Source organism: Streptomyces sp. NPDC059695 (assembly GCF_042733785.1).
Classification (GTDB): domain Bacteria; phylum Actinomycetota; class Actinomycetes; order Streptomycetales; family Streptomycetaceae; genus Streptomyces.
In genome coordinates, this window is sequence record NZ_JBHWFF010000011.1 from 67,506 (window position 1) to 83,615 (window position 16,110).

Consider the following 16,110-nt stretch of genomic DNA (forward strand, 5'->3'; position numbering starts at 1 on the left):
GGTCCTGGCAGGATGGCGCCATGGAACGTGTGCGTGGAATCGGTGGGTACTTCCTGCGGGCCTCCGACCCGGCGGCGCTGGGCGCGTGGTACCGCGACCGCCTGGGTCTCGACGCCGACGAGCACGGCCTGTGGCAGCAGGGCGCGGGGCCGACGGTGTTCGCGACGTTCGAGTCCGGGACGGACTACTTCGGGTCCCGGGACCAGCGGACGATGCTGAACTTCCGGGTCGACGACCTGGACGCCATGCTGGCGCAACTGCGCGCCGCGGGGGCGGACGTGGACGGGGAGACGCAGGACATGGAGGGCGTCGGCCGGTTCGGCTGGGTCACCGACCCCGAGGGCAACCGCGTCGAGCTGTGGCAGCCCGCCTGACCGCGGGACGCCCGCCCCGCCGGGTCAGGGTCCGCCGTGGACGACGGTCGGCTCGGCGGACCAGATGCGCGTCGCATACGTCTCGGAGGTGTGCCTCGGCCAGGAGGGGCCCGGGTCGAGGTCGCGCGCGAACCGTACCCAGGCGGTGTGCACGGCATCGGCGAGGGCCTGGGGCGGCTGGGCGCCGAGGGCCTCGGACACGCCGGGGGCGTCGAGCAGGTCGAAGGCGAAGGGCAGGTCCACGCAGTGGTGGGCCAGGCCTTCGTGGCCGGGGGCGGTGGCCTCCCAGTCGAATCGGTAGAGCCAGGTCGGGCGGCCGGCCCGGGCACGGGCCCCGGCGATCTCCGTGGCGGGCGCCGCGAACATGGCCTCGGTGAGGGCCGCTCCGAGCTCACGGGGGTCGACCCCGTGGAACTCGTGGGCGGTGAAGCCGAGCATCAGCGGGAGGTCGGCGCCCGCCTCGCCGTCGAGGAGGGCCTCGTGCACCGGTGCGGGGATGAGCTCGCCGTCGGCGAAGGGGGCGAGGGCCAGCATCGGCGGCAGGCCCTCGCGGTCGGGTCCCGGTGCGGCCATGCGGTCCTGGAGGTCGAGGAGTTCGTCGTCGGTGAGGTCGCGCAGCGCGTCGACGGTGGCCGGGACGCCGGTGCGGGAGGTGAGGAGGCGGGCCGCGGCGCGGGCGACCTCGGGCCCGTCGGGCCGCAGGACGGCGCCGGAGACCGAGAGCGCGCCCCGGAAGAGTCCCCTCGCCGACGGCACCGCCAGCAGCGTCTGCACGGCGCCGCCGCCCGCCGACTGGCCCGCGATCGTGACCTTCGCCGGATCGCCGCCGAAGGCCGCGATGTTGTCCCGCACCCACTCCAGGGCGGCGATCCAGTCCCGTACACCGCGGTTGTCCGGGGCGCCCTCCACATGCAGGAACCCCTCGATCCCCAGGCGGTAGCCGACCGAGACCAGGACGACCCCGTCCCGGTTGAACGCGGCCCCGTCGTACCACGGGCTCGCCGCCGACCCCGCCACGTACCCGCCGCCGTGGATCCACACGAGGACCGGCAGACCGGCGCCCGGAGCGGTGTCCGGGGTGAACACGTTCAGGTTCAGCACCCCGGCGCCCGGGATCGACGGCTCGGGGATCGTCGTGACCTCCGCGAACGGCCGGCGCTGGGCCGTCGGCCCGTACGCCGTCGCGTCCAGCGGATCCGGCCACGCCTCCGGCGGCACGGGAGCGGCGAACCGCAGATCCCCCACCGGCGGCTGCGCGTACGGGATGCCCAGGAAACGCAGGCTGCCGTCCGCACGGCGCTCGCCGCGCACGGGTCCTCGGGCGGTGGTGACGAGGGGCTCGGTCATGGGGGCTCCTGTGGTCGGGGAGGGAGTGAGGGGACGGGGGTCAGCGGACCGACTTGACGGGGACGACCGCCGCCGCGCCGACCAGTGTGATCAGGGCCGCCGTGATGTAGAGGCCGTCGTAACCGATCACGCCGACGAGCAGCGAGGCCAGGAACGGGGCGAGGATCTGCGGGCCGGCGTTGGCGATGTTGAGGACGCCCATGTCGCGGGCGGCGTCGTCGGCGCTGGGCAGCACCAGGGTGACGAGTGCGGTGTCCACGGCCATGTAGCAGCCGAAGGCGAGGCCCGCGACGACGGTGAAGACGAGCATCCCGGTCCAGTCCGGCTTGACGACCGGGACGAGCATCGCGAGGCCGGAGAGGGCGCAGGAGATGCCGACCAGCGGCTTGCGGCGCCCGATGCGGTCGGAGAGCAGTCCGCCGAGGACGGTGGCGAGGAGGGTGACACCTGCGTCGACGGGGGCGATGAAGGCGACGGCCTCGGTGGCGTCGAGTCCCTCGGGGAGGGCGATGTGGTCCTGGAGGATGTACATCTGGAAGAGGGAGACGGAGAAGAAACCGAGCATCATCAGGAAGCGGCCGATGAAGACCCAGCGGAAGTCCGCCGACTTCAGGGTGTCCGCGAAGGCCGCCAACTGCTGCCGCAGCGGCACCGGTTCACCCGCCGGTCGCTTGCGCTCGCGGACGGCGGCGGTGAAGAGCGCGGCCGTGCCGGCGATCACCGCGCCGAACACGAGGTAGCCGAGGGTCATGTCGGTGGGGACGAACAGGGCGGCGGTGGAGATGCCGAGGGCGGAGCCGATGGGGGTACCGATACCGACCATCGCCGAGGCCAGGCCCCGGCGTTCGGCGGGGACGCGGTCGGGGACGACGGCGGTGAGGGCGGCCTGGTAGATGTTCATCATCGCCTGGACGAGGCACCAGCCGATGGTGACGAGGAGGACCGTCCGGGCCGCGCCGAGGAGCGCCAGCGCCCCGAGGGCGGCGAGACCGCCGCCCAGGATCCAGGGGTTGCGCCGTCCCGAGCGGTCGGAGAGGAGTCCGGCCAGCGGGTTGAAGAGGGTGGCGAAGATCGCGGAGACGCCGGCGACGAGACCGAAGTTCGCCACCTTGTCCGTCGGGTCGATCAGTTCGACCTGGAGCGGCAGGAGGACCCCTCCGACACCCATGTAGACCATGAACATCGCGGCGTTCGCCAGGGTGAGCATGGGCATCAGGCGCAGCAGGGCGCCACGGCCGGCGGCCGGGCCGGGAGCCTGCGGGTCCGACTCCGCCGGGCCGGCCGGCCGTACTTCGGATGAGTTCATGTCGGGTCTCCTCGGCCGCGGCCCGGAAGGCGGTTGGTGCGGCGGGTCGTGCGGGTGCGGGAAGGGTGGCGCGTGAGGCGCGGCTCAGCTGTCGAAGCCGAGGCCGAAGCGGTCGAGGGTGCGCAGCCAGAGGTTGCGGCGGCCCTCGTTCAGGTCGGCGCGTGCCATGGACCACTTGGTGATGTTGATGCCGATCGAGCGGACGGGCTCGGGCGGGAAGGGCAGCGGCTTGCGGCGGACGAGCTCCAGCTCGGTGCGTTCGGTGTGCTCGCCCGCGAGGAGGTCGAGCATCACGTCGGCGCCGAAGCGCGTGGCGCCGACGCCGAGGCCGGTGAACCCGGCGGCGTAGGCGACCTTGCCGTGGTGACTCGTGTCAAAGAAAACGCAGAAGCGGGTACTCGTGTCAATGGCTCCGCCCCAGGCGTGAGTGAAGCGGACCTCTTCCAGCTGCGGGAACGTCGTGAAGAAATGTTCCGCGAGCGTCGCGTACGTCTCGGGCCTGCGGTCGTGGTCGGCACTGACCGGGCCGCCGTGGTGGACGGCGTCGTAACCGCCCCAGAGGATGCGGTCGTCGGCGGAGAGCCGGACGTAGTGGAACTGGTTCGCGCAGTCCGCGAAGCCCTGGCGGCGCGTCCAGCCGACCGAGGCGAGCTGCTCCTCGGTGAGCGGCTCGGTCATCAGCGCGTAGTCGTACACGGGGACGGTGTACGGGCGGTGGCGGCGGAGCAGGGACGGGTGGGCGTTGGTGGCGAGGGCGACGCGGCGGGCGGTGATCCGGCCGTAGGGCGTGCCGACGGCGACGACGGCGCCGTGTTCGTCGAGCGAGGTCGCGGGGGTGTGTTCGTGGATGCGGACGCCCAGGTCGAGGCAGGCCTGACGGAGGCCCCAGGCGAGGCGGGCCGGGTTGACCATGGCGACGTCGTCGCGGATCCAGAGGCCGCCGAGGAACGTCGGGGAGTCGATCTCGGCCCGGACGGCGTCGGCGTCGAGGAGGAGCGGCCTGCCTCCGTGGTGGGCCACGGCCTCGGCCTCCTCGGCGAGGCCGTCGAGCTGGTAGGGCTCGGTGGCGACGACGAGGGAGCCGGTGCGCTCCCAGTCACAGTCGATGCCGTACCGCTCGACGGCGTCCTCGATGGCCTGGAGGTTCTCGCGGCCGAGGCGTTCGAGGCGGCCGATCTCCCCGGGCCAGCGCTGGATGCCGTTCGCGAGGCCGTGGGTGAGGCTGGCCTCGCAGAATCCGCCGTTGCGGCCGGAGGCGGCGCCGCCGCACGTGTCGGCCTCGACGAGCACGACGTCGGCGGAGGGGTCGCGTTCCTTGGCGAGGAGGGCGGTCCACAGGCCGGTGTAGCCGCCGCCGACCACGAGGAGGTCGCAGGTGGTGCCGCCGACGAGGGCGGGGGCGGGCCGCGGCCGGCGGGGGTCGTCGAGCCAGAACGGGGTGTGGTCGACGTCCCGGAGCGAGCTGAGGTGGTCCATGGGAGTTCCTTCGGGGTCGCGGAGAGGCCCGGGCGCGGGGAGTCTCCGAAGTGCCGCCCATGAGACTCCGCGGCGCGGAACAAGGTCAATGGTGTTGACGTAAGGACGCCCACCGCACCTCCCGCACCGTCGCGGGCGGCCTACGCCTCCGGCTCCCAGCGGTCGAGGATCTCGTCCGCGATCCGCCGTGCCCCCGGCTCGTACCGCGCGGAGAGCTCGCGGAAGAGCGTCTCGGCGGCCTCGGCGGGCCAGTCGGCGGGCAGGTGCTCGGCGGGCAGGTACGGGTCGCGGCGGACCAGGTCGAGCCAGTCGGTGTGGAGCAGGAGCAGCCGGCCCAGGTCGTCGCGCGCCTCCCCGGGGGTGACGCCTGCGCCCCAGCGGGCCAGGAAGGCGCGGTAGCCCCCGGCGATCGCGTCGACGTCGAAGGCGGTACGGAGCAGGGGGCCGGCCTCGGTGGGCGCGGCGGCCTCGCCGTGGAAGACCCTGATACGGTCCCCGAGCCCGAGCTCGGCCGCCATGGGGGCGACGTCCACCCGGCCGGGGGCCACCCAGAGTCCGCTCTGCAGGGGGCCGAAGCCCGCCCAGACGAGCCGCGAGCGCAGGTCGTGCCGCTCCCGGCGCCAGGACTCGGGCAGCGAGAAGCCGACCAGGGTCCAGGTGCCGTCCCAGGCGCGGTTGACGGCGCCGGTGCGGTGGATCCGCTCCGCGCCGTCGGCGAGAACCTCCGCGGCGCGGGGAGTGAGCGAGAAGTACATCCTGCGCCCGCGCCGGTGCCGTTCGAGCAGTCCGCGGCCGACCATGCGGGTCAGCGTCGAGCGGACGGCGTCCTCGCCGACGTCCACCCGGGCGAAGGCGTCGATCACGCTCGCCGAGGACAGGGCGGCCCCCGTGCCGAGGACGTGGATGCCGAAGAAGGTCAGCATCAGGGACTGGGGGCGGGGCGGAGAGCCGGGTTCGGCGGGGGGTCCGGTCTCGGCGGTCGGGGCGGGCTGCGTCACGGGGACAGCGTAGGGCGAGTTCCGGCACTCCCCTCGGATATTCGGCAATTCATTGACGGCCGACAGAAGAATGCCTAACTTGATCGCTCGACGGTGCGTGAACGGTCGCGATCTCCCGCGCCCCGCACCGTGTTCACGGGAAAGGACCCCCGTTCATGACTCCAGTGGATCTCTCCGGAAAGGTCGCCGTCGTCACCGGCAGCGGCCGCGGACTCGGTCTCGCCTACGCCCGCTCGCTCGCCGCCGCGGGCGCCGCCGTGGTGATCAACGACCTGGACGCCGACGCGGCCGCGCAGGCCGTGCGCCTGATCACCGCCGACGGCGGACGGGCCGTCGCCGAGGTCGTGCCGGTCGGAAGCGCCGAGGCCGCCGAGGCGCTCGTCGCCCGCGCCGTCGACACGTACGGCCGCCTCGACGTCATGGTCACCAACGCCGGCGTCCTGCGGGACCGGGTGCTGTGGAAGATGACGGACGAGGACTTCGACACCGTCGTCGAGGTGCACCTGCGCGGCACCTTCACCTGCGTCCGCGCCGCCGTCGAGCGGATGCGCGTCCAGGGCGAGGGCGGCCGGATCGTCGTCGCCGGCTCCCCCGCCGGACAGCGCGGCAACTTCGGGCAGACCAACTACGCCGCTGCCAAGGCCGGGATCGCCGCCATGGTGCGGACCTGGGGCATGGAGCTGGCGAGGGCGGGCATCACCGCGAACGCCGTCATCCCGGTCGCCGCGACCGCCATGACCAGGACGATCCCCGCATTCGCCCCGCACGTCGAGGCACTGGAGCGGGAGGGCGTCGCGTTCCCCGACAGCCTGCGCAAGGGCGAGGGCTTCGGCACGCCCGAGGACGTCGCCGGCCTGGTGACCTTCCTCGCCTCCGACGCCTCCGCCGGGGTGACCGGCCAGTGTGTCGGCATCGGCGGGGACAGGCTCTCCCTGTGGTCGCACCCGCAGGAGGTTTCGGTGGCTTTCGCCGACGGGGGCTGGAGCGCCGAGGCGATCGCGGCCGCCTGGCCGGTGACCGTCGGACGCACCCCCGAGACCTTCGGCATCCCGGCGCCGCAGCTGTGAGCGGCGACGGTCCGGTGCGCGCGATGGACGTGGACGCGCTCGTCGCCCTCGACATGCACGCCCACGCCGAGGTGTCCGTGAAGGGCGGGGCGTCGCTCTCCGCCGAGCTCGACGCCGCCGCGGGCGCCTACTTCAAGGCGGAGCACCGGCATCCCACGCTGCCGGAGATCGCCACGTACTACCGCGAGCGGCAGATGGCCTGTGTGGTGTTCACGGTGGACGCGGAGTCGGCGACCGGCACCCCGCCGGTACCGAACGAGGAGATCGCCGAGGCCGCCCTGCGCGACCCGGACGTGATCATCCCGTTCGCCGGCGTGGATCCGTACAAGGGAAAGGCGGCGGTCCGTCAGATCCGTCGACTCGCAGCGGAGTTCGGGGTCAGGGGCTTCAAGTTCCACCCGAACATCCAGGCCTTCCACCCGAACGACCGGATGGCGTACCCGCTGTACGAGGCGATCGAGGAGGCCGGCGCGATCGCGGTCTTCCACACCGGGCAGACCGGCATCGGAGCGGGCGCTCCCGGCGGCGGGGGCATCCGCCTGAAGTACTCGAACCCGATGGACGTGGACGACGTCGCCGCGGACTTCCCCGGCATGCGGATCGTCCTCGCCCACCCGTCCTTCCCCTGGCAGGACGAGGCGCTCGCGGTGGCCACGCACAAGCCCCAGGTGTACATCGACCTGTCGGGCTGGTCGCCGAAGTACTTCCCGCCGCAGCTGGTCCGGTACGCCAACAGCCTCCTGAAGGACAAGGTGCTGTTCGGCTCCGACTTCCCGCTGCTCGCCCCGGACCGCTGGCTGGCCGACTTCGCGGAGCTCCCGATCAAGGACGAGGTCCGTCCGAAGATCCTCAAGGAGAACGCGGCCGCGCTGCTCGGTCTCACCGGACGCTGAGGGGTTCCCATGCGCAACCAGGGCATCGGCTCCTGGCCCGCCCGCCGCGACCGCAGGTCGCCCCGGCGCACCGCCCTCCTGCACGAGGGCCGTGCGATCGACTACGCCGGACTCCACGACCGCTGCACCCGGTTGGCCCACGTCCTGCGGGACGCCGGGGTCGGGCGCGGGGACCGGGTGGCGTATCTCGGCCCCAATCACCCCGCGTACCTGGAGACGCTCTTCGCGGCCGGGCTCCTCGGCGCGGTGTTCGTCCCGCTCAACACCCGCCTCGCCGTGCCGGAGCTGCTGCACCAGCTGACCGACTCGGGCAGCGGCGTCCTGGTGCACGCCGGACAGCCGGACGCGCGGGTGTCGGAGCTGGCGGAAGGGTCCTCCCTCACCACGCTGCTCGCCGTGCGCGGCGGGCCGGGGGCCGCGTACGAGGAACTGCTCGCGGCCGCCCCCTCGGAGCCGGTCGACGAGGAGGTGGGGCACGAGGACGTCTGCATCATCATGTACACCTCGGGCACCACCGGCCGTTCCAAGGGCGCCGTCCTCACCCACGGCAACATCGTCTGGAACAGCCTCAACGTCCTCGTGGACACCGACCTCGCCGGTGACGACGTGACCCTGGTCGCCGCGCCGCTCTTCCACACCGCGGCCCTCAACATGAGCTGCCTGCCGACCCTCCTGAAGGGCGGCACGGTCCTCCTGGAGTCCTCCTTCGACCCGGACCGCACCCTGCGGCTGATCGAACGGCACCGCGTGACCGGCATGTTCGGCGTGCCCACGATGTACGACGCGATGGCGGCGGCCCCCGGCTGGGCGGAGGCGGACCTGACAGGTCTGCGGAGCCTGCTGTGCGGCGGGGCCCCGGTGCCGGACCGGACCGCGCGCGCCTATCTCGACCGGGGCCTCGCCTTCGTGCAGGGGTACGGCATGACGGAGACCGCACCGGGCGCCCTCGTCCTGGGCCGGGCGGACTCGACGACCCGGGCCGGCTCGGCGGGCGTCCCGCACTTCTTCACCGACGTACGGGTGCTGCTGCCGTCCGGCGAGGAGGCGGCGCCCGGCGAGAAGGGCGAGGTCACCGTCGCGGGGCCTAACGTCACCCCGGGCTACTGGAACCTCCCGGAGGCGACCGCCGCGGCCTTCCGCGACGGGCACTTCCGGTCGGGCGACGTGGCCGTCGTCGACGAGGACGGCTACGTGCGGCTCGTCGACCGCCTCAAGGACATGATCATCTCGGGCGGCGAGAACATCTACCCCGCCGAGGTCGAGGACGCCCTGCTCGGGCACCCCGGTGTCGCCGAGGCGGCCGTCATCGGAGTGCCCGACGCCCGCTGGGGCGAGGTGGGCCGCGCCGTCGTCGTCCTACGCGCGGGGGCCGTCGTCACCGGGGCGGAGCTGATCGCCCATCTGGAGGGGCGGCTCGCCCGCTACAAGATCCCGCGCAGCGTCGTCCTCGCTCCCGAACTCCCCCGCAACGCCGCCGGAAAACTGCTCAAGGCCCCGATCCGGGCCCGCTACGGCGCCGACACCTGACATCCCGTTCCACCAAGGAGAACCACCATGTCCCTCACCGTCCACGGCATCGACGAGATCAAGGCCCAGGCCGGCGCCGACCTCGGCCACAGCTCCTGGGTCGAGATCGCCCAGGCCCGCGTCGACACCTTCGCCGACGCCACCGGCGACCACCAGTGGATCCACGTGGACGCCGAGCGCGCCGCCGCCGGTCCCTTCGGCGGCACCATCGCCCACGGCTATCTGACGCTCTCCCTGCTCATCCCGATGTGGAGCGAGCTGCTTCAGGTCGAGGGCGTGTCGATGGCGGTCAACTACGGCCTGAACAAGGTGCGTTTCCCCTCCCCCGTGCGCGTCGGCTCGAAGATCCGCACGCACGGCCGCGTGGTGTCCGTGGAGGACGTCACGGGCGGAGTCGAGGTCGTCGTGGACCTGACCGTGGAGATCGACGGCGTCGCGAAGCCGGCGTGCGTCGCGCAGGCGGTGTACCGCTTCTTCGCCTGACCGCCCGCACACCCGCCAAGGGGGCGGCTGCTTCACGCAGCCGCCCCCTCCGTCTGTCGACGGCCCGTCAGCCGGTGGCGCAACCCACGTAGTTCTCGGCGAGGGAGGCCGAGGCGGCCTCCGAGCCCGCCAGGTAGCGCAGGTGCGACAGGCGGAGGGCACGGTCGAAGCCGGACTCGGCGGGATCGGCGTGGAGCAGGGTGGTCATCGTGTACGAGAAGTGCTCGGCCCGCCAGATCCGGCGCAGCGCGGTCTCCGAGTACGCGTCGATCGCCGTCTCGTCGCCGCGCGTGTGGTGCAGGGTGAGGGCCCGGGCGAGCAGGGTGACGTCGGCGACGGCGAGGTTGAGGCCCTTGGCGCCGGTGGGCGGCACGATGTGGGCGGCGTCGCCGGCCAGGAACAGGCGTCCGTGACGCAGGGGTTCGGCGACGAAGCTGCGCATCGGCGTGATGCTCTTCTCGGTGATCGGGCCGCGCCGCAGGGTCCAGTCGCCGTCGACGGCGAAGCGGGTGTCCAGCTCGTCCCAGATCCGCTCGTCGGACCAGTTCTCGACGGTGTCGTCCGGGTCCACCTGGAGGTAGAGGCGGCTGACCCGCGGCGAGCGCATGCTGTGCAGGGCGAAGCCGCGCTCGTGGTGGGCGTAGATGAGCTCGTCGCACGAGGGCGGTACGTCGGCGAGGATGCCGAGCCAGGAGAAGGGGTAGGTGCGCTCGACCACGGTGAGCAGGTCCTCGGGGAGGGACCGGCGGCCGATGCCGTGGAAGCCGTCGCAGGCGACGACGTACGCGCACTCCAGGGTCTCCTCCGCGCCCCCGTGGCGGTAGCGGACGGTGGGCCGGTCGGTGTCGGCGCCGTCGACGGAGAGCGCCTCCGTCTCGAAGAGGACGGTTCCGCCGGCGTCGAGGCGCAGGGCGATGAGGTCCTTCACGACCTCGGTCTGGGCGTAGACCATGACGGAGCGGCCGCCGGTCAGGGACGGGAAGTCGATGCGGTGGGAGCGGCGGTCGAAGCGGAGCTCGATGCCGTGGTGCTCCAGGCCCTGGCGGTCCATCCGGTCACCGGCGCCGGAGGCGCGCAGCACGTCGACGGTGTCCTGTTCGAGGATGCCGGCGCGCTGGCGGCGCTCGACGTACGCCCGGTCGCGCCGTTCGAGGACGACGCTGTCGATGCCCTGCCGGTGGAGCAGGTGGGAGAGGAGGAGTCCGGCGGGACCGGCTCCGATGATGCCGACGGTGGTGGTGCGGGGCATGGGTGACTCCAGGGGACGTCGGAGGGGGTCAGGTGGTCGCGTCCTCGGCGAGGACGCGCTGGGCCGTGGCGAAGGCGGCGTTGGCGGCGGGGACGCCGCAGTAGACGGCGGAGTGGAGCAGGACCTCTCCGATGTCCTCGGGGGTGAGTCCGTTGCGCAGCGCGGCCCGGACGTGCAGGGCGAGCTCCTCCAGGTGGCCGTGGGCGACCAGGGCGGTGAGGGTGATGCAGCTGCGGGTGCGGCGGTCGAGTCCGGGGCGGGTCCAGATCTCGCCCCAGGCGCAGCGGGTGATGTAGTCCTGGAAGTCGGCGGTGAGGGCGGTGGTCCGGGCGACGGCCCGGTCGACGTGCGCGTCGCCGAGGACCGCGCGGCGGACGGCCGTGCCCCGGGCGTGCCGGCTGCCGTCGTCGGCGGCGGCGCCGAAGTGGCCGAGGAGCGCGGTGAGGACGGCCTGCGGGCGTTCGGCGGGGGCGAGGTGGGCGGCCCCGGCGAGCTCCAGGAGGCCCGCGTCGGGGATGGCGTCGGCGAGCTCCCGGGAATGGGCGGGCGGTGTGGCCGGGTCGGCTCGGCCGGCGACGACCAGGGTCGGGGCGGTGATCCTCCCGAGGGTGTCGCGCAGGTCGTGGGCGGCGAGGGCGTCGCAGCAGGCCGCGTAGCCGTCGGGGTCGGCGGCGCGCAGGTCGGCGAGGAGCCGGCCGGCGGTACGGGTGGAGGCGAAGCCCGGGGTGAACCAGCGCGCTGCCGCCGCCCCGGTCAGGGGCGCGGTGCCCCGGGCGCGGACGAGCGCGGCCCGCTCGTGCCAGGCCTCGGGCGCGCCGAAGCGGGCCGAGGAGCAGACGAGGGCGAGTCCGGTGATCCGCTCGGGGTGGTGGACGGCGAGGTGGGCGCCGACGGCGCCGCCGAGGGAGATGCCGGCGTATCCGAAGCGCTCGGCGCCGAGGCGGTCGGCGAGCGCGAGGACGAGGTCGGCGAGGTCGGCGACGGTGGTGGCCCCGGGGCTGGTGTCGGGCAGTGCGCCGGCCGGGGTGCCGCCGTGTCCGGGCAGGTCCCAGCGGACCACCCGGTAATGCCGGGCGAGCGCGGCGGTCTGCGCGTCCCAGACGGCGAGCGAGGTGCCGAGGGAGGGCCCGAGGAGGAGGACGGGCGCGTCGGCGGGACCGTCGACGCGGTGGTGGAGGCCGGTCCGGTGCTGTGCTGCGGCCGGGTGCGGGTCGGGGGTCATGCGGGGCCTTCCGGGTCGGCGCGGGAGGTTCGGCGCAGTGCGCGGTCGACGAGCCGGGGGGCGGCGCCCGTCGCGGTGGTCGGGTCGGTGAGGGTCCTGAGGTGCTCCGGGGTGACCAGGCCGGTGAGTTCGGGGGCCTCGGACAGGACGTCCGCCAGGTCCCGGCGCTCCGGCGTGGCCCGTCGGGCGGCCTCGTCCAGGAGCCGCCGGGCGGTGGCCCGGCCGAGGTGGCCGGTGAGCTCCGCGGCGAGGCGTTCGCTCGCCACCAGGCCCCGGGTCAGGTCCAGGTTCTCCCGCATCCGGCCGGGGAGGACCACGAGGTCCTCGGCGAGCGCGGCCAGGTGGTGCGCGGCGCCCCCGGCGAGGCGGAGGAGCTCGCGCAGGGCCTGCCACTCGGCGTGCCAGGCGCCGGCCGGGCGTTCGTCCTCGGCGGTGAGCGCGCCGAGGAGGACCCCGGCGAGCGCGGGAGCCTGACGGGCCGCCGCGGCGACGAGGGTGGCGTGGACGGGGTTGCGCTTGTGGGGCATCGCGGAGGACCCGCCGCCGTCGCCCTCGGCGAGCTCTCCGGTCTCGGTGCGGCTGAGCAGCAGCACGTCGGCGGCCGGTTTGCCGAGCGCCGCCGTGGTGAAGGCCAGCGCGGTGCCGAGGTCGGCGACCGGGGTGCGCAGCGCGTGCCAGGGCAGGACCGGCGCGGCGAGGCCCAGTTCCCGCGCGTACGTCTCGACGAGGGCGGGCCCGCTGCCGGGCTCCCCCGCCAGCTGCTCGAACGCGGCCAGGGTGCCTGCCGCGCCGCCCAGTTGGGCCGGGAGCGTGAGCGCGGCGAGCCGGTCGGCCGCGTCGAGGACGAGGCTGCGCCAGCCCGCGGCCCTGAGCCCGAAGGTGGTGGGGACGGCGTGCTGGGTGAGGGTGCGGCCGGCCATGGGGGTGTCGCGGTGGTCGGCGGCGAGCCGCCCGAGCGCGGCGGCCGCGCGGTGCAGCGGGGCCGTGACGAGGGGCAGGGCGCGGGCCGCGACGAGCATCGCGGCCGTGTCCATGATGTCCTGGCTGGTCGCGCCCCGGTGGACGTAGGGAGCGCTCTCCGGCGGTACGGCGGCGGTCAGTTCGGCGACGAGCGGAATGACGGGGTTGCCGCCGCTCCGGGCGCGGAGGGCGAGCGCGCGGGGGTCGAACCGTTCGGTGCGGGACGCGGCCTCGGTGACGGCGGCGGCCGCGCGGGCGGGCGCGTGGCCGAGGGCGGCCTGGGCCCGGGTGAGGGCGGCCTCCGCGTCGAGCATGGCCCGCAGGAAGGCGCGGTCGCCGGTGGCGGCCTCGATGTCGGTGCCGGCGCGGACGGGGGCGAGGAGTCCGACGTCGTACGGTTCCTCCTCCCCGTACCGCGACGGCGGGAGGTCAGCGGAAGTCAAGGAACACCGTCTCCTCCGGGCCCTGGAGCCGGACGTCGAAGCGCAGGGTGCGCGGTCCGGTCCCGGCCGCGAGCAGCGTGCCGCGCCGGTCCGCCGGGAGCGAGGCGAGGAGCGGGTCGGCGTCGGCGGCCGGGCCCGGCAGGTAGATCCGGGTGAAGAGGTGGTGCAGGAGGCCGCGGGCGAAGACGCAGACGGAGAGGTACGGCGCTCCGGCGGGCGGCAGGGTGCGGATCGCCCAGCTTCCGTCGGCGTCGGTGGCGACCCGCCCGAAACCGGTGAAGGTCACGCCGTCCCGGCCCGCGTGGCCGCCGGTGACGGGGTCCTTGCGGAGGGAGCCGGGGGCGCCGGCGCGGTCTCCGTCCGGGCCGGGCTGCCAGATCTCCAGGAGCGCGTCGGGGACGGGGGCGCCGGCTCCGTCGTAGACGTGGCCGTGCACGGTGAGGGTGTCCGGGTGGCCGGCGGGGGCGAGATCGGGGCCGCCGGGGACGGGCAGCGCGTAGCCGTAGAAGGGGCCGACGGTCTGGGCGGGCGTCGGGAGCGCGGGGGTGGGCTGCCCGGTCATCGGCCTTCCTCGATCCAGGTCGCGGCGGGGCCGTCGAGGACGATGTCCCAGCGGTAGCCGAGGGCGTGTCCGGGGGTGGTGAGGTCGTGGTCGTAGGCGGCGACGAGCCGGGCGCGGGCGGCGTCGTCGGTGACCGACTGGAGGATGGGGTCGTAGGCGAAGAGCGGGTCGCCGGGGAAGTACATCTGGGTGACGAGCCGCTGGCTGAAGGCGCTGCCGAAGAGGGAGAAGTGGATGTGCGCGGGGCGCCAGGCGTTGGTGTGGTTGCGCCAGGGGTAGGCGCCGGGGCGGATCGTGGTGAAGCGGTACGTGCCGTCCTGGTCCGTCAGGCAGCGGCCGGCGCCGGTGAAGTGGGGGTCGAGCGGGGCCGGATGCCGGTCGAGCCCGTGGGCGTAGCGTCCGGCGGCGTTGGCCTGCCAGACCTCGACGAGCTGGCCGCGCACCGGGCGGCCGTCGCGGTCGAGGACCCGGCCCGTGACGGTCATCCGCTCCCCGAGGGGTTCGCCGGCACCGCCGCGGGTGAGGTCGGCGTCGAGCGCGGTGACGTCGGTGACGCCGAAGACCGGTCCGGAGAGTTCGACGGCCTCGGGGTCGCGGACGGCGAGCGGGGGCCGCCGCGGGTGGCGCAGCGCGCTGCTGCGGTAGGGCGGGTAGTCCCGGGCGGGGTGGTGCCGGGTCGCACCGGCGCGGAGGTACTCCTCGCGCCGGGCTTCGATCTCCTGGGAGATGTCCTGCTGCGTCGGGATCATGCCGTGGTCTCCGCCTTCACGGGAGCCGCCGTCAGGCGGACGAGGTCCTCGGGGGTGACGCCGGGGGCCGTCTCGACGAGCCGGAGACCCTCCTCGGTGACGTCGAGGACGCCGAGGTCGGTGATGATCCGGTCGACGCAGCCCCGGCCGGTGAGGGGCAGGGAACACTCCTCGACGATCTTGGGGGTGCCGTCCTTGGCGGTGTGTTCCGTCAGGACGACGACCCGGCGGGCGCCGTGGACGAGGTCCATGGCGCCGCCCATGCCCTTGACCATGCGGCCCGGGATCATCCAGTTGGCGAGGTCGCCGCGGGCGGAGACCTGCATGGCGCCGAGGATCGCGGTGTCGATGTGGCCGCCGCGGATCATGCCGAAGGAGAGCGCGGAGTCGAAGAACGCGGCGCCGGGCAGGACGGTGACGGTCTCCTTGCCCGCGTTGATCAGGTCGGGGTCGACCTCGTCCTCGTACGGGTAGGGACCGACGCCGAGGAGTCCGTTCTCGGAGTGGAGCACGACGTCGACGCCGTCGGGGAGGAAGTTCGGTACGCGGGTGGGCAGCCCGATGCCGAGGTTGACGTACGAACCGTCCGTCAGCTCGCGGGCGGCGCGGGCCGCCATCTCGTCCCTGGTCCAGCTCATCGGGTCCGTACCGTCCTTCGTTCGACGCCCTTGTCGGCGGCCTGTGCGGGAGTGAGCGGCAGCACCCGCTGGACGAAGACGCCCGGCAGGTGGACCTGGTCGGGGTCGAGTGCGCCGGGTTCGACGAGCTCTTCCACCTCGGCGATCGTGATCCGGCCGGCCATGGCGGCGAGCGGGTTGAAGTTGCGGGCGGCCCGGGCGAAGACGAGGTTGCCGTGGCGGTCGCCGCGGGCCGCGCGGACGAGCGCGAAGTCGGTGGTGATGCCGTGTTCGAGGACGTACGGGCGTCCGTCGTACACGCGGGTCTCCTTGGGCGGGGAGGCGACGAGGACGGTGCCGTCCTCCGCGTACCGCCAGGGCAGTCCCCCGTCGGCCGCCTGGGTGCCGACGCCGGCGGGGGTGAAGAAGGCGGGGATGCCGCAGCCGCCGGCGCGGAGCCGTTCGGCCAGGGTGCCCTGGGGGGTGAGTTCCAGTTCGAGCGCGCCGCCGAGGTAGCGGCGGGCGAACTCCTTGTTGTCGCCGATGTAGGAGCCGGTGACGCGGGCGATCCGGCCGGCGGCGAGCAGGACGCCCAGGCCTCCGCCGTCGACGCCGCAGTTGTTGGAGACGACGGAGAGCTCTCCCGGGCCGTGGGCGTGCAGGGCGCGGATGAGCACGTCCGGTACGCCGCTCAGCCCGAAGCCTCCGACGGCGAGGGAGGCGCCGTCCTCGATGTCCGCCACCGCTTCGGCGGCACTGGCGACCACTTTGTCCATGTGACGAGCCGTTTCACTCGGGATTGACGTTGCGGGTGTTCGCCTGCTGAACTTCAGTTCA

At 74.0% G+C, this 16,110-nt stretch carries 16 protein-coding genes; 5 read left to right on the forward strand and 11 right to left on the reverse strand.

Going from position 1 to position 16,110, the window contains the following annotated elements:
- Window positions 1–20: 20 nt before the first annotated feature.
- Window positions 21–374, forward strand: a complete 354-nt coding sequence (locus ACFV2S_RS15865) for a VOC family protein (RefSeq protein WP_383797535.1) — start codon at window positions 21–23, stop codon at window positions 372–374.
- 24 nt (window positions 375–398) lie between these two features.
- On the opposite strand, the gene ACFV2S_RS15870 is transcribed toward ACFV2S_RS15865, so the two are convergent.
- From ACFV2S_RS15870 to ACFV2S_RS15885, 4 genes are all read right to left on the reverse strand, one after another.
- Window positions 399–1,721: a carboxylesterase/lipase family protein gene (locus ACFV2S_RS15870; RefSeq protein ID WP_385558523.1), complete on the reverse strand. Its 1,323-nt coding sequence runs from the start codon at window positions 1,719–1,721 to the stop codon at window positions 399–401.
- Window positions 1,722–1,761: 40 nt separating this feature from the next.
- Window positions 1,762–3,027, reverse strand: coding sequence for an MFS transporter (locus tag ACFV2S_RS15875; protein WP_385558526.1), 1,266 nt, complete (start codon window positions 3,025–3,027; stop codon window positions 1,762–1,764).
- Window positions 3,028–3,111: 84 nt separating this feature from the next.
- Window positions 3,112–4,503: an NAD(P)/FAD-dependent oxidoreductase gene (locus ACFV2S_RS15880; protein WP_385558529.1), complete on the reverse strand. Its 1,392-nt coding sequence runs from the start codon at window positions 4,501–4,503 to the stop codon at window positions 3,112–3,114.
- A 140-nt stretch (window positions 4,504–4,643) separates the two neighbouring features.
- Window positions 4,644–5,501: a PaaX family transcriptional regulator C-terminal domain-containing protein gene (locus tag ACFV2S_RS15885; RefSeq protein WP_385558532.1), complete on the reverse strand. Its 858-nt coding sequence runs from the start codon at window positions 5,499–5,501 to the stop codon at window positions 4,644–4,646.
- 155 nt (window positions 5,502–5,656) lie between these two features.
- Here ACFV2S_RS15885 and ACFV2S_RS15890 point away from each other — a divergent pair, with 155 nt between their 5' ends.
- Genes ACFV2S_RS15890 through ACFV2S_RS15905 form a run of 4 tightly spaced genes read left to right on the forward strand, consistent with a single transcriptional unit; the run spans window position 5,657 to window position 9,471 of the window.
- Window positions 5,657–6,568, forward strand: coding sequence for an SDR family NAD(P)-dependent oxidoreductase (locus tag ACFV2S_RS15890; protein WP_385558535.1), 912 nt, complete (start codon window positions 5,657–5,659; stop codon window positions 6,566–6,568).
- 23 nt (window positions 6,569–6,591) lie between these two features.
- Window positions 6,592–7,461 (forward strand): amidohydrolase family protein, encoded by an 870-nt coding sequence (locus tag ACFV2S_RS15895; RefSeq protein WP_385558538.1) that lies wholly within the window; start codon window positions 6,592–6,594, stop codon window positions 7,459–7,461.
- Window positions 7,462–7,470: 9 nt separating this feature from the next.
- Window positions 7,471–8,988 (forward strand): long-chain fatty acid--CoA ligase, encoded by a 1,518-nt coding sequence (locus ACFV2S_RS15900; RefSeq protein WP_385558541.1) that lies wholly within the window; start codon window positions 7,471–7,473, stop codon window positions 8,986–8,988.
- A 27-nt stretch (window positions 8,989–9,015) separates the two neighbouring features.
- Window positions 9,016–9,471 (forward strand): MaoC family dehydratase, encoded by a 456-nt coding sequence (locus tag ACFV2S_RS15905; protein WP_385558544.1) that lies wholly within the window; start codon window positions 9,016–9,018, stop codon window positions 9,469–9,471.
- A gap of 67 nt (window positions 9,472–9,538) precedes the next feature.
- Here the strand turns inward: ACFV2S_RS15905 and ACFV2S_RS15910 are convergent, their stop codons facing one another.
- Genes ACFV2S_RS15910 through ACFV2S_RS15940 form a run of 7 tightly spaced genes read right to left on the reverse strand, consistent with a single transcriptional unit; the run spans window position 9,539 to window position 16,049 of the window.
- The gene (locus ACFV2S_RS15910) at window positions 9,539–10,720 is read right to left on the reverse strand and encodes a 4-hydroxybenzoate 3-monooxygenase (protein ID WP_385558547.1); all 1,182 of its coding nucleotides are present in this window, start codon (window positions 10,718–10,720) and stop codon (window positions 9,539–9,541) included.
- A 28-nt stretch (window positions 10,721–10,748) separates the two neighbouring features.
- On the reverse strand, window positions 10,749–11,942 hold the full coding sequence (gene pcaD, locus ACFV2S_RS15915; protein ID WP_385558550.1) for a 3-oxoadipate enol-lactonase: 1,194 nt from the start codon (window positions 11,940–11,942) through the stop codon (window positions 10,749–10,751).
- Window positions 11,939–13,345 carry a 3-carboxy-cis,cis-muconate cycloisomerase gene (gene pcaB, locus ACFV2S_RS15920; RefSeq protein WP_385558553.1) on the reverse strand — a complete coding sequence of 469 codons (1,407 nt, stop codon included), beginning with the start codon at window positions 13,343–13,345 and terminating at the stop codon, window positions 11,939–11,941. The genes pcaD and pcaB overlap by 4 nt, the downstream gene beginning before the upstream one ends.
- Window positions 13,332–13,907 (reverse strand): protocatechuate 3,4-dioxygenase subunit alpha, encoded by a 576-nt coding sequence (gene pcaG, locus ACFV2S_RS15925; protein ID WP_385558556.1) that lies wholly within the window; start codon window positions 13,905–13,907, stop codon window positions 13,332–13,334. Before pcaG ends, pcaB begins: the two co-directional genes overlap by 14 nt.
- On the reverse strand, window positions 13,904–14,656 hold the full coding sequence (gene pcaH, locus ACFV2S_RS15930) for a protocatechuate 3,4-dioxygenase subunit beta (RefSeq protein WP_385558559.1): 753 nt from the start codon (window positions 14,654–14,656) through the stop codon (window positions 13,904–13,906). The genes pcaG and pcaH overlap by 4 nt, the downstream gene beginning before the upstream one ends.
- Window positions 14,653–15,294 carry a CoA transferase subunit B gene (locus tag ACFV2S_RS15935; RefSeq protein WP_383797542.1) on the reverse strand — a complete coding sequence of 214 codons (642 nt, stop codon included), beginning with the start codon at window positions 15,292–15,294 and terminating at the stop codon, window positions 14,653–14,655. Before ACFV2S_RS15935 ends, pcaH begins: the two co-directional genes overlap by 4 nt.
- Window positions 15,291–16,049 carry a CoA transferase subunit A gene (locus tag ACFV2S_RS15940; protein ID WP_385558563.1) on the reverse strand — a complete coding sequence of 253 codons (759 nt, stop codon included), beginning with the start codon at window positions 16,047–16,049 and terminating at the stop codon, window positions 15,291–15,293. The genes ACFV2S_RS15935 and ACFV2S_RS15940 overlap by 4 nt, the downstream gene beginning before the upstream one ends.
- Window positions 16,050–16,110 lie beyond the last annotated feature (61 nt).